Below are 14500 nucleotides of genomic sequence, written 5' to 3'. Positions count from 1 at the left end.
ATATAATTCTGAAAATATAGTTAGTAGTTCTTTAATCTATGAGGTATGGTGTTTCCCCCCTGCTTCTCTTGGTAAGGGAGGAGTAAACAAAAAATCACCTTCTCAAAAGAGGATTTAGGGGAATTGTGAATGTATTTCACGGGCTGTAGAAATTTCTATATAAAATATTCAACTTAAGTAACTAAATGACTATACCTATAAACTTGTATCAGTTATTAGCTTTTCGTGGTAAAAAGAAATATGTTTGTTTGGCAAAATCGCACTTTTAGTATATATGAGCGCACCTTCCCCATTATGATTAAAAACATCACATCCAGTTTGTATTTGTCAACCAATCTATTATAATATTTGAAAATATAAAATATTTAACTTGGAATTACTAAATAACTATAGCTATAGACTTCTATCAGTTGTCAGTTATCAGTTATCAGTTATTAGCTTTTACGGATGGCTTGAAAAATCAGATGGCGTGAAAAATCAGTTATTAGTTATTAAGATTTTCCTTGACCAGGAAAATATGGTTTTTTTTGGCAAAATCTAGTTTTAGTACATATGAGCGCACCTTTCCCATTATGATTAAAATATCACATCTAGTTTAGATTTGTCAACCAATCTATTATAATATTTGAAAATATAAAATATTTAACTTAAATAACTAAATGACTATAGCTATAGACTTCGGAACCAGTAACACCGTAATTTCCCGTTGGAATCAAACAACTCAACAACCAGAAACTATTAAATTACCAAACTTATCAATTATTTCTGGGCAAAATCCACCTCTAATACCTAGCTTAGTTTATGTAGAAAATGCTGCTGAAAATAAAGCAATAATAGGTCAACAAGTTAGAGATAAAGGTTTCGATGTTAATACAGATTCTCGATTTTTTCGTAATTTTAAAAGAGGTATTGGTACAAATATTCAAGGATTTTTACCAGAAATAGACAGTCAAATTATTTCTTTTGAACAAGTAGGAAAATTATTTTTAGAACAAGTTGTCGCTGGTATTAGAAATGTTCCTTTGCCAGTAGAATCTTTAATTTTTACGGTTCCAGTTGATAGTTTTGAAACTTATCGTAATTGGTTAGGAGAAGTTTCTCAGTCTTTAGAAGTTCCCCAAGTACAAATGATTGATGAACCTACTGCCGCAGCTTTAGGTTATGGAATGAAAGATGCAGAAATTTTATTAGTAGTTGATTTTGGTGGAGGAACTTTAGATTTATCTTTAGTAAGGTTAGATAATTCGGTGCAAAAACAACCTTTAGGTTTTATTCTGAAATGGGGTGAAAAATCCTTTGGTAAAAGTTCAAATCAAAAGCCAAAAATTGCCAGAGTTTTAGCCAAGGCAGGACAGAATTTAGGAGGTTCGGATATTGATAATTGGTTAGTGGATTATTTTGTGAAAAATCAAGGTATTGAAAAGACTCCTTTAACAACTCGTTTGGCAGAAAAATTAAAGATTCAATTGTCTTGGCAACAACAAGCAACAGAAGTTTTTTTTGATGATGAAAATTTAGAAAGTTATGAATTAGAATTAGAGCGAAATAACTTTGAAGAAATTCTCAAAGAAAATGGATTTTTTACCAGTCTTGATAATTCCATGAATCGGGTTTTACAACAAGCCAAAAGACAAGGAATAGAACTATCAGAAATTGATGCAGTTTTATTAGTAGGAGGAACAGTTCAAATCCCCGCATTGCAGAGGTGGGTAAAAGAATATTTTGATGAAAAAAAAATTCGTTGTGAAAAACCTTTTGAAGCAATTTCTCAAGGAGCCTTACAATTAACTCAAGGAGTAGAAATTAAAGACTTTTTGTATCACAGTTATGGTATTCGGTATTGGGATAGAAAGAAAAATGCTCATAGTTGGCATCCCTTAATAAAATCTGGTCAACCATATCCCATGACTAATCCTGTAGAATTAGTTTTAGGTGCTTCCGTAAATAGTCAAACAAGTATAGAATTAATCTTAGGAGAATTAGGAGTTGAATCTGGAGGTACAGAAGTTTACTTTGATGGCGATCGCTTAATTACTCGGAAAATATCTGGAGAACAAACTTCAGTACAACCTTTAAACGATCGAGAAGGAGGTCGTAGTATTGCTCAGTTGAATCCTCCCGGAAATCCAGGAAGCGATCGAATTAAAGTTTTATTTAGGGTAGATGAGTCTAGGTTTCTGAGAATAACAGTAGAAGATTTATTGACAAATGAAACCTTGTTAAATGAGCAGGTTGTTGTACAGTTAAGTTAGCAAATTTATTGATGGCATCAGTATGTTTCATTAGGGTTTGTTGAGTAAATATAAAAACCTTGATCAGTAAAGACTTGAAAATTTTTATGGTGTAAAAAAGTGCGCTGGTTTGAGCTACTCATACTGAAAAAGGAGCGAATTTTGGGCGAGAGTTGGGCCAAGAAATTACTCCCCACCTTCCCATCAACCCATCTCCTGAAAAAGACTTTTACGGTTCCCGAGAAATCAGCAAACCCTAATTATCCTTAATTATCCTTTATTATCTAGTTCTGGGGAAAACCTAAATAGAAATAAAAAATATGTGATCTTTGGAGACTCCAATTCTAAATTTTTGGCTCGCCAAAGCCACAAAGATATAGAAACTTATATAAAGTAAGGGGAGCTTTAATGGAGGATTTATTAACAAATAAAACTTTATTAAATGAGCAGGTTGTTGTACAGTTAAGTTAGCAAATTTATTGATGGTATCAGTATGTTGAATTATCGTTTAATACCTAGTTCTGGAGAAAACCTAAATAGAAATAAAAAATATATTATCTTTGGAGACTCCCATTCTCAATTTTTTGGTCGTCGCCAAAGCCACAAAGACATAGAAATTCATTTACATAAAATACCGGCAGCTTCAATGACAGGTTTTGGTAAGAGAGAATCTACCTTAAAGGTTGCCGATCAAATCAGACAAAAAATTTATGAGTATCCAGATTTAGATTTACTAATTTTAAAGTTTGGTCAAGTAGATGTCGATCTAGGATATTATTACAGGTTGGTTGTTAAGCAAGAAAATATAAAGTTTATTGATTTTGCTGAGAAAGTAATCTCAATGTATTTTGATTTTATTAACAGTTTAGCCTTAGAAAAAAGTCGAATTTATATTTTGGGTATTAATTTACCATCTATTTTTAATCAGAACTATGTACTTAAAACAACACATAAAAGAATAACTCGTGCAATTCAAGATAAAGAGAAAGTTAAAGAACTAAAAACACATTTATTCAATCATCTACCTGATATATATGAAAGAACAAATAGAAGTATTTTATTTAATAAAATATTAAATATTTTTTGTCAAAAAAATAATCTAGCTTATGGTGACTTTCTTCAAGAAACTCTAGATCGAGAAACAGGAATCTTAAAAAAAGAGTTTCATTTACCAAAGGACAACGATGCTCATTTTATAAATAATTATCATACATGGAAATTATATGGGAATAAGTTGCAATTGATTAGCTCAGAGCAAGATAAAATGGGAATAAAAACGGTACAATCATTACAAACCCAAGAATGGGAAAGCAGATTAATCAAACTTAGAGAATGGCAATCTAAGTTAGAAGAGATTAAAGACAAATTGAAGCAAATAAAATTTGAAACAAATACGATAGATTTCCCGCTAATAAGTAGACAGAAAAAATTGCTCAAACTTAAGCATAGTTTAGAGTTAATTTTAGCAGAATTAGGAGTTGAATCTGAGGGTACAGAAATTTACTTTAATGGCGATCGCTTAATTACTCGGAAAATATCTGGAGAACAAACTTCAGTACAACCTTTAAACAATCGAGAAGGAGGTCGTAGTATTGCTCAGTTGAATCCTCCCGGAAATCCAGGAAGCGATCAAATTAAAGTTTTATTTAGGGTAGATGAGTCTAGGTTTCTGAGAATAACAGTAGAAGATTTATTGACAAATGAAACCTTATTAAATGAGCAGGTTGTTGTACAGTTGAGTTGAGTAGAAGAAATCCCCCCTACCCCCCTTTGAAAGGGGGAGATGGGGAAGGTGCGGAAGATGGGGAGGAGGGGGAAGAAGAATACTGTCTACAGTTATCAAAAAAGTGTCTAATTCAATACACTATCAGTGAGGAATGTAGACAGAATTCTTATACCAATTACCATAAACTTTGCTATATTTGGATTTTATATTTATAAATACTATTTATTTGAGCAAATTCTTGATATCTGGTAACTTCGGTTATGGACAAAAGAAATTTTGCCAGTTTCCAAGTATAGCAATACTTTTGATAATTGGCATTACTCCCTCCTCCTCCCCCCTTCCTTGTCCTCCCCCTCTTCCTTGTCTTCCCCCTCTTCCCCATCCTCCCCCTCTTCCTTCAATATGTACCTGAGACATTTACATTTACGACAGTTTCGGAACTATCGAGACCAACAAGTTAAATTTAATGCTGCCAAAACAATTTTGGTGGGAGATAATGCTCAAGGTAAATCTAATCTCCTAGAATCTGTAGAATTACTTTCTACTCTCAAATCTCACCGAGCGATTCGCGATCGCGACTTAATCTTAGATGGGAAAACAGCAGGTCAAATCCAAGGAACTTTAGAAAGACAAGTAGGAAATATTGACCTGACTCTGACTTTGCGGAGTCAAGGTAGACGTACTGTAGTAGTCAATAGTGAAAATTTACGTCGCCATTTAGATTTTTTAAGCATTCTCAATGTAGTGCAGTTTTCTAGTCTAGATTTAGACTTAGTTAGAGGTGGACCAGAATTTCGTCGTCAGTGGTTAGATCGACTTTTGGTGCAACTGGAACCTGTATATGCTCACATTCTCCAACAATATAATCAAGTTCTTCGTCAGCGTAATGCTTTGTTAAAGAAAATTCGTCAGCAAAATATCGCAGCAGAAAGTGTGGGTTCGTTGTATTCTATTCCTGCTCAAGAGTTAGCTTTGTGGGATGCTCAGTTGGCAACTACTGGAGCGCGAGTGATTCGGCGACGAGAACGGGTTTTAAAGAGGTTAGCACCCTTAGCAAGTGAATGGCATCGTGCTATTAGTGGTAGTAAAGAAGTTTTGCAGATGGAATATTTGGCAAATGTAACGGTTGATAGTAAAGAGTTAATTATACAAGATAGTTTGGAGGGAGTACGTCAAGCTTTTTTAGAGAAAATTAAAGCACGAGCGATCGCTGAACAATATCAAGGAACTACGGTAGTTGGTCCCCATCGGGATGATGTAACTTTTACTATTAATGATACTCCCGCACGACAATATGGTTCCCAGGGACAACAGCGGACTTTGGTTTTAGCTTTGAAGTTAGCAGAGTTGCAACTTATTGAACAGGTGGTGGAGGAACCGCCATTATTATTATTGGATGATGTTTTAGCAGAATTAGACTTGCATCGACAAAATCAATTGTTAGAGGTGATTAGCGATCGCTTTCAAACATTGATTACTACTACTCATTTGGGGTGTTTTGATGGTCAGTGGTTGCAGGATACTCAAATTCTGTCCGTACATTCAGGAGAGATTAGTTATTTTTTTGATTTTTAGGGAATAGGGAGTAGGGAGTAGGGAGTAGGGAGTAGGGAAGAGGGAGAAAAATGTAGAACAATGTAGGTTGGGTTGAGGAACGAAACCCAACAATAGCAAAGGTTTATTTGGTTTCAGTTCCATGCTACGCAACCCTAACGGGAACAACCCAACCTACGGTTAGATACAATTATTCTCTACCTTAATTTGACAAAAAAAGAAAGTATGATATAAATTTCTGTTTTTATATTGGACGATACATCTAAAACCCACATTTGGCCTAAGAACCTGGAATTTTTTTGATGTGATGTTATTACACCCAATTAATATATATCAGTTTTTAGGGTGAAAAACTATGCAGTTTTTTCTAGAAAAAAGGCCATGCGATCGCTCCTAAATAATTCAGATGGGTAAAAAACAAAATAAGGGGTGTCACCCCCCTATGCAAAACATATTACAATCAATTATGATTGTTTATCGTAGACATTAAAATCCTGACAGTAAAACCTACACATATTTTATTTTACTTGATGTAAAGATTTGTAGCAATAGCTGGATGAAATTGGTGTCAACAAAGTAGCGATCATAGGATGATACTATTATGGATAAAATAGAAGAAACCGCAGATTTAGTTGCTTCACAAACTCCTTTGGATGAGGACTTGGAGGACAATAATGAAGAGGCATTAGGGTTATTGGAAGATCCTACTGGTACTGGTGTAAATGGGGAAAATCAAAATCCCGTCGCTGATAATACTCCAATTGATATTGAAATAGAGCCACTTGAACTTGTTGAGGGACAGATAGTATTTGATTTTGATGACATTTCAAATACTTCTACTGACACCATATTTGGAGATCAACAAATTGGAGATTTTTTCTGGAGTAATGATTGGGCAGTTATAAACAGAGATAGTCGTTCAGGGGATGGCTATGAAAATGGGAATGTTTCTCCACTCTATTCTGGGTTTAATAGTTGGGCGAATCCAGTAAGCATTACTTCAGAAGAAGACTTTACATTCGACAGTGCCTATTTGACTGCAGCTTGGAATGAGGGTCTGAACATTGAAGTCAAAGGTTTGAATGATGGGAATCAGTTGTATTCCGAGACTGTTACTGTGGATCCCTACAGCCCTACTCTATTTGATTTCAATTTTGTTAATGTCGATGAAGTCCAATTCTCATCTTCTGGTGGGACTAATGCTGGTCTTGGTGGGAGCGGAGCACATTTTGTCATTGATGATTTAGTCTATACACCTGGAGGTTTAGGTTCCATATCAGGGTACAAATGGAATGACCTGAATGGCGATGGTATCTGGGACAGTAATGAAGAGGGATTAGCAGGTTGGACTATATATATAGATGAGAATAATAACGGCCAACTGGACGCAGGAGAAACATCCACTGTCACCGCTGAAGATGGTTCCTACACCTTTGAGGATTTAATCGCCGGAGCTTATACTATTGCTGAAGTTTTGGAAGAGGGGTGGGAGCAAACATACCCAGGCTTTGGGGAAACCGTTGTTATTGATTTTGAATCCCTGAAAAATGAGGATAGTGGTTACCAAAACCATGGCTTTAACTATGAAGAAGATGGTTTTGCTCTAAATAATTTGAGCCAACCCTATCCATTTGCAGCCTTTGGCACTTTAGAACGACGTTTTTCTGGGTCTACAGCACTATTTAATAACACTGTTAATGGTATCACCCGTTTGAGTGCCACAGACAATCAAGCATTTGACCTAGTTTCCATTGATATAACTGAACTCAATGGTTCAAATGTGGCTAACGTGACATTTGTCGGAGAACTAGAAGGGGGAGGAACAGTAACTCAGACCTTTACCTTAGACGGCAATGCTTTTGACCCTGAAACTTTTGTCTTCAACGATGACTTTAACCAAGTTGTGGCTGTAGAGTGGTTACAAGAATCTCCATACCATCAGTTTGATAATATCACCATTGAGACTGGTAATCAAGGTTCTTCTATGGTCGAGGGTGGCACAACACCTTTGCCTAGTGAATCTGTGGATACCTCAGAACCAAATAATCAAGCCACAGATGCTGCTGCCATAGTAGAAGAGGATTCAGTTCGCTCAAGTTCATCTACAGAAGATGCAGAAATATACGGACCATTTGTATCTAGTGGTGCGACGGTAGAAGAGGATTCAGTTCGCTCAAGTTCATCTGTGGATAGCTTAGAGGCTAGTCAGTCCGATACTGAGACTACTGAAGAAAACCCAGGGTCAGAAATCCCCTTAGAAGCAGTATTTGCATCAGGAGAAGTAATTGTCAAACTTAGTGAAGGTTATGAAATTAGCGCTCTGAGTAGCCTGCAAGAGAGCTTGGGAGCTACCACCATCAAGACAACCAAAAGTGAAGAGCTAGATATTCAACTGTGGTCAATTTCCGGGGCTGTAGAGGAATTTATTAGTAATAACCAAAACAACTCTGCATTTGAATACATCGAACCTAACTACATTATTACGGTTGATTCCACAGTTCCTAATGACCCCAGTTTCAGTCAACTATGGGGACTGCACAACACTGGGCAAACTGGAGGAACATCTGATGCAGATATTGATACACCGGAAGCTTGGGATATTCAAACGGGAAGTGAGAACGTATTAGTGGGAGTCATTGATACAGGTATCGACTACACTCACCCAGATTTAGTAGACAATATGTGGACTAATCCTGGTGAAATACCTGATAACGGGGTAGATGATGACAACAATGGCTATGTAGACGATGTTTATGGTTATGACTTTGCCTATGATGACGGCGACCCATTAGATATTCACTCTCACGGAACTCATGTGGCTGGAACCATTGGAGCCAAAGGTGATGATGGAACAGGAATAGTAGGGGTAAACTGGAACGCTGATTTGATGGCAATCAAGTTCCTCAATGATGGTGGTTCTGGTGATTTATTCGACGCCGTATTGGCAGTAGAATATGCAACGATGATGGGAGCAGACCTAACCAACAACAGTTGGGGAGGCGGAGGCTTTTCTCAGGGATTGCATGATATGATCGCCGCAGCAGGTGCAGCAGATTCTTTATTCGTGGCAGCAGCAGGTAATGACTATGGCCGTAACAATGATACTAACCCTCAGTACCCAGCTAGCTACGATTTAGACAACATCATAGCAGTTGCTTCTACAGACCACAACGATAATTTATCTAGTTTCTCGAACATCGGAGCCAAATCTGTAGACTTGGGTGCTCCTGGTTCCAATATTTATAGCAGCATACCGGGAGGCGGTTACGCTTCATACAGTGGTACTTCGATGGCAACTCCTCATGTAGCAGGGGTAGCAGCGTTAGTATGGTCAGAAAATCCAGAGTTGAGTTCTCAAGAGGTCAAGGAAATTATTCTGGAGAGTGGCGATCCGATTTCAGCACTAGATGGAAAAACATTAACAGGTCGTCGTTTGAATGCGTTCAACGCCATTTCGGAAGTAGGAGAACCAGGAGAACCAGGGGAACCAGGGGGACTAGGAACTCATACTGTAGAATTGGAAGTTGGTGAGAATGTTACTGATATTAACTTCGGCAACCGGGAAATCTCTGGTTTCATATCTGGATACAAGTGGAATGATCTGGATGGTAACAGTGAGTGGGACGATAATGAAGTAGGACTAGAAGGCTGGACAATATATATAGATGAGAATGAAAACGGCGAACTCGATGAAGGGGAAAATTCTACTGTCACTGATGCAGAAGGTTACTATGAGTTCGATGGTCTTGAGATTGGAACTTATAGAGTTGCGGAAGTCATGCAAGATGGATGGAAGCAAACTTATCCTAGCAAACAAGTGGAAGTAATCTTTGAGGCAGACTTCAGTGATAACGAGAATCCCAACTTAGACGGCTTCACTGTTGACAACACCGGAGCACCAACTGAGGGTTTATGGCATCTATCCACCCGACGTGGAGGTGAAAACGGTCATAGTGGTGTAGACAGTATGTATTATGGAGTCGAAGAAACTGGCAATTATGATGCCGGATATACTGCAGGGCGAATTATTTCTCCAGTTATTGACTTAAGTGAATTAGACAGCGCTCAACTTTCCTTTAACTACTTCTTAGAAACAGAAGGTTTAGGTTCTGAGTATGATGTAGCTAAGGTGTTGGTCTCAGTAGATGGTGGTGATTTTGTTCCCATTGCTTCTAATGCAGAAGAATTGAAAGACCCTACTACAGGCTGGACTAATGCTGAATTTGACCTAAGTTCCTATGTCGGTCAACAAATCGAAATTAGCTTCGAGTTTGATACTGGAGACAGAGCATTGAATGAATTTGAAGGCTGGTACATTGATGATGTGACAGTAACAAGTTCAGAAGATGATCCTTTCCACACTGTAGAAGTAGTTAATGGTGAGAATATTGGAGAGATTAATTTCGGTAACTTATCTCTAAAAACTGAATCAGTTCGTTTTGATTTTAATGCCGATGGAGTAGCAGACATATTGTGGCGTAATGAAAATGGACGCAACGCTATTTGGATGATGAATGAGAACGGCACTCGCAACAGTTCGGTTAACCCAGGAAGTGTACCTACTGTTTGGGATGTAGTTGGAGTAGACGATTTTAATGCCGATGGAGTAGCAGACATATTGTGGCGTAATGAAAATGGAAGTAACGCTATCTGGATGATGAATGAGAACGGCACTCGCAACAGTTCTGTTAACCCAGGAAGTGTACCTACTGTTTGGGATGTAGCTGGAATGTAACATCAAATCCGTTAGCATTAGTAAAATTTAATGAGGTAGGGGTTTGGTCTCCAAACCCTCTGCTGTAGGAAGGGCGGGTCTAGGTAGTTTAAGGTGAAGAGTCGTTAGTTTAGTGATGAGACCTGCCCCTACAGGGATGGTGTCGGAAGGGCGGGTCTAGGTAGTTTAAGGTGAAGAGTCGTTAGTTTAGTGATGAGACCTGCCCCTACAGGGATGGTGTCGGAAGGCGGGTCTAGGTAGTTTAAGGTGAAGAGTTCTTAGTTTAGTGATGAGACCTGCCCCTACAGGGATGGTGTAGTAGGAGGGGCGGGTCTAGGTAGTTTAAGGTGAAGAGTTCTTAGTTTAGTGATGAGACCTGCCCCTACAGGGATGGTGTCGGAAGGGCGGGTCTAGGTAGTTTAAGGTGAAGAGTTCTTAGTTTAGTGATGAGACCCGCCCCTACAGGGATGGTGTAGTAGGAGGGGCGGGTCTAGGTAGTTTAAGGTGAAGAGTCGTTAGTTTAGTGATGAGACCCGCCCCTACAGGGATGGTGTAATTACAGATAGTGTATAAATTAACAGTTATCTGATATTAGTTATATCATGTCCGGTAGCATCGGATTTTCCGGGCATCGTGCGTGTATAAAATCAAGGTGGAAATGGCATAAAAGCTTCTGCCTTCCTTCTACCAAAGTCTAATTATTCAACCGGACTTGATATTATCAGCTATCGTAGGGTTTTGGTCTCCACAACCTCTACAAATTAAAACTTTTTTCTAATACTGAAGGTATAACCAATATTCTATGCTTCAAAATGTAGGCCCTTGTAGAACGGAGTGAAACCCAAGATTAGTAAGGCGCGTGTTGGGTTACTCCTACGAAGAAGCAAGCTACGTTCTATACAGCGAACTCTAACGGGAACAACAAGGGCCTACGCCTATTTTTTCTAAAAAGTATAGAAAAACTGCCTTCTGCCTTCCTTCCTCTTAAGTCCCCATACAAAAGTCCCAAGTTAAGTCAAACTATGAGATAATTCGTATCAGTTCATACCATAGTAAAAAAAGAAAGTTCTATGAAACGTTTGATTTCTCGTCTACTAGCCTTAGTTTTAGTTTGTGTTATTGGTTTAATGGGTTGTTCTGATAACTCTTCAACTTTAACTGGAAATTATTCAGAAGATACATTAAACCTAATAGATAGTTTAAGAACAGCGATTGAGTTACCAGAAAAGACAGAAGCTAAAAGTGAAGCTCAAGCAATAGCACGTCAAATAATAAATGACTATGCCTCTCGCTATCGTCGAGACCCTGCTGTGTCTACTTTACCATCATTTACGACAATGAGAACTGCTTTAAATTCTTTAGCAGGACATTATAGTTCTTATCCAAACCGCCCTATACCTGAAAAATTAAAGAAGCGTTTAGAACAAGAATTTAAACAAGCAGAACTTGCTTTAAAACGTGGAGTATAGCACTACAAAGAAGTCAGAAGTCAGAAGTTATTTCTGACATACCAATATTTATCAAAAAATCAGGATTTACGCAGAAACACTATAGATAGTAACAGTTAACCGTCGTTAACCTCTACAAATGGTGTATATTTTCAGATTTTGTGTAAGTCCTGTATTTCTGTGCCAAAGTTAATTTTATTTTTTATAATAGCGCTAGGGAATAGGGAACACTTAACTGTCAACAGGGAACAGTTGAATATCAAAGGGTTTTAGGATTTATAAATGTCCGCGTCTTTTGCTTCGACTGCTATATTTGAGAGGTATAGTCAGGTTTTGTTGGGTTAGGCAACTGCTTGCTCTAAACTACTGGACTGACAAGTCTCAAATGGTGCGTGACGACGGATTGCTGAATCCTTTTCATAGTCTAAATTTTAGCCGTCTAACACACCCTACTGGACTGTTGCATAATAGTGCATTAGGGAGTGGGGGAGTAAGGGAGTAGGGGAGCAAAATTTTGGTTGGGTTGAGAAACGAAACCCAACCTACGTTTATTGCACTACCTCTAATTATCATTGGTAATAAAAATTTATCAAACTAATATTATGCCAAAATATCCTACTACCGTGAAAAAAAATAAAAATAGAAAATGTTTCCAGATAAGTAGTTTGGGAGCTATTTTTTTGAGTTTGGTAGTACATTCTTGCCTATGGTTTCCTACCAAAGCACAAGCACAAACAGATTATTATTGTCGGTTATCAGCAGAAGCGATCGCTGAAAAAGAAAATCTTCGCCAAGCAACCCTACAGGGAAATAAAAGTGCAGAAAAACAATATCGAGATCTTCAGACTCAACACATTAGAGAAGTTAACAAATGTCGCCAGAGAGGTTGGCCAAAAAAACAAGGTATTTGGTTGCGACTATATCCTTGTGATGTGAGAACAGGAGAAATTGACAGGATCCTAGATAAAATCGTTAATTATGGTTATAACGAGGTATACATAGAAGCTTTCTATGACGGACAAGTGCTTCTACCGGCAGCCAAAAACCCCACAGTTTGGCCGTCTGTACTCCGTGTACCTGGTTATGAAAATGTTGATTTATTAGCAGATGGCCTCAGAAAAGCCAAAGAAAGAGGTTTGCGTGCTTATGCTTGGGTATTTACTATGAACTTCGGGTACACCTATTCCCAACTACCTAACCGTCAACAAGCTTTAGCGCGTAATGGTCGAGGTCAAACCACCCTGGATATAATCCCTGATAGTAATAGTTTGCATAGCGATTTAGGTGCAAGTCATGCTTTTCACACTTTTGTCGATCCCTACAGTCCACAAGCGCGTCAAGATTATAGAGTTATGGTAGATGAGGTGTTAAAACGCCAACCTGAAGGAGTTTTATTTGACTATGTGCGTTATTTGCGGGGAGTGGGGGGTGATTCTGTAGCGGATGATGTCAAAGATTTATGGATATATGGTGAAGCTTCTCAGAATGTCCTATTGCAACGCGCTCGAAATCAAGGCGGAAAAGAATTAATTAGAAGATTTTTAGACAAAGGGTATGTTACTGCTGCTGATATTTCTGCTGTTTCGGAAAAGGAACCTCCTCAATGGCAAGGTTTCTTTTCACCTTCTGCTGATGGTAATAAACTACCGAAAGGAGGTTCGGGAACACAGGTTTGGGAATTAAGTATTGCCCATGCTGCTCAAGGAATATTAGATTTTCTCCAGGCGGCAACTAAACCAGTGCGACGCAAAGGTTTGTCTAGTGGTGCTGTATTTTTCCCTGGTGGCAATATGAGAATACGAGATAGTGGTTTTGACTCTCGTCTCCAACCTTGGGATCAATTTCCTAGTTGGATGGAATGGCATCCAATGGCGTATGCAGTTTGTGGAGAGCGAGATCCTAGTTGCATTGTGGCTAAAGTTCAGAGAGTTTTGAGTATGGCTCCTAGAGGGGTGAGAGTTATTCCGGCGATCGCTGGTACTTGGGGAGAACCTTTTCAAAATCGTCCTTCTTTGGAAATACAAATGGGAGCTATTAGGAGAGCGACTCCTCAGATTGATTCTATTAGTCATTTTTCTTACGATTGGCAACATATTGAAGAAACTCGTCTGCGGAAGTCTTGTAGGTTGTTAGAATAGAATTATCAGGACTAAAGCCATGAAGGCGACTGGTAGGGTGTGTTAGCGGTAGCGTCACAGACCGAAACACTATATATAGTACCTTTGCATAAGTCCTGATTATATCAAATTCCGATAATTTTTAGCAAAGTCCAGTAGTCCAGTAGGGTGCGTTATGCTTCGCTAACGCACCGTTCGTTTTTCACGGAAGCTATATTATAGCAATGAGCGCTCATATCATGTCCGGTTGAATAATTAGACTTTGGTAGAAGGAAGGCTGAAGGCAGAAGCTTTTATGGAATTTCGACCTTGATTTTATGCACGCAGGATGCCCGAAAAATCCGATGCTACCGGACATGATATTACCGATACTTTCACATAATTAGGACTAAAGCCATGAACGCTATTGGTAGGGTGTGAAAGCGCTAGTGTCATAGACCGAAACTCTATATATATAGTGCCTTTGCGTAAGTCCTGATAATATTACATCAGCAAGCTTATGTATAAAAAAATAAATACCAAATGGGTTCTAGAGGCGATTTTTGAATTAATACTGGTGCGTTATGGCTAGCGCCTAACACACCCTACCCGACTTTAGAGATTTTTGAATTAATACTGGTGCGTTATGGCTAGCGCCTAACACACCCTACCCGACTTTAGGGATTTTTGAATTAATACTGGTGCGTTACGGCTAGCGCCTAACACACCCT

Annotated in this window: 6 protein-coding genes; all 6 read left to right on the top strand. The window is 38.4% G+C overall.

The genetic code is table 11. From position 1 onward, the window contains the following. The first annotated feature begins 659 nt into the window (after positions 1–659). The 6 genes from VKJ25_RS18865 to VKJ25_RS18840 all read left to right on the top strand — a co-directional run bounded on the left by VKJ25_RS18865 (position 660) and on the right by VKJ25_RS18840 (position 13811). Entirely contained in the window at positions 660–2252 is a 1593-nt protein-coding gene (locus tag VKJ25_RS18865; RefSeq protein WP_324238183.1) for an Hsp70 family protein, read from the top strand. Between the two features lie 472 nt (positions 2253–2724). Next, positions 2725–3975, top strand: a complete 1251-nt coding sequence (locus VKJ25_RS18860) for a hypothetical protein (protein WP_324238182.1) — start codon at positions 2725–2727, stop codon at positions 3973–3975. 384 nt (positions 3976–4359) lie between these two features. After that, positions 4360–5532 (top strand): DNA replication/repair protein RecF, encoded by a 1173-nt coding sequence (recF, locus tag VKJ25_RS18855; protein ID WP_324238181.1) that lies wholly within the window; start codon positions 4360–4362, stop codon positions 5530–5532. 580 nt (positions 5533–6112) lie between these two features. Then, the gene (locus tag VKJ25_RS18850; RefSeq protein ID WP_324238180.1) at positions 6113–10246 is read left to right on the top strand and encodes a S8 family serine peptidase; all 4134 of its coding nucleotides are present in this window, start codon (positions 6113–6115) and stop codon (positions 10244–10246) included. A gap of 1049 nt (positions 10247–11295) precedes the next feature. Next, on the top strand, positions 11296–11694 hold the full coding sequence (gene psb27 / locus VKJ25_RS18845) for a photosystem II protein Psb27 (RefSeq protein WP_324238179.1): 399 nt from the start codon (positions 11296–11298) through the stop codon (positions 11692–11694). Positions 11695–12275: 581 nt separating this feature from the next. Then, complete coding sequence (locus tag VKJ25_RS18840) at positions 12276–13811, top strand: glycoside hydrolase family protein (protein WP_324238178.1); 1536 nt, start codon at positions 12276–12278, stop codon at positions 13809–13811. Positions 13812–14500: the final 689 nt, after the last annotated feature.

The sequence above is a fragment of the Okeania sp. genome, from assembly GCF_035285525.1.
GTDB lineage: Bacteria > Cyanobacteriota > Cyanobacteriia > Cyanobacteriales > Microcoleaceae > Trichodesmium.
Note: the sequence above shows the minus strand (reverse complement) of the source record. Positions and strands in the feature narration are given on the sequence as shown.

Excerpts from the sequence above, each read along its gene's own strand:
- recF (WP_324238181.1), top strand. The coding sequence starts at position 4,360 with ATGTACCTGAGACATTTACATTTACGACAGTTTCGGAACTATCGAGAC.
- VKJ25_RS18850 (WP_324238180.1), top strand. The coding sequence starts at position 6,113 with ATGGATAAAATAGAAGAAACCGCAGATTTAGTTGCTTCACAAACTCCT.
- psb27 (WP_324238179.1), top strand. The coding sequence starts at position 11,296 with ATGAAACGTTTGATTTCTCGTCTACTAGCCTTAGTTTTAGTTTGTGTT.
- VKJ25_RS18865 (WP_324238183.1), top strand. The coding sequence starts at position 660 with ATGACTATAGCTATAGACTTCGGAACCAGTAACACCGTAATTTCCCGT.
- VKJ25_RS18860 (WP_324238182.1), top strand. The coding sequence starts at position 2,725 with ATGTTGAATTATCGTTTAATACCTAGTTCTGGAGAAAACCTAAATAGA.
- VKJ25_RS18840 (WP_324238178.1), top strand. The coding sequence starts at position 12,276 with ATGCCAAAATATCCTACTACCGTGAAAAAAAATAAAAATAGAAAATGT.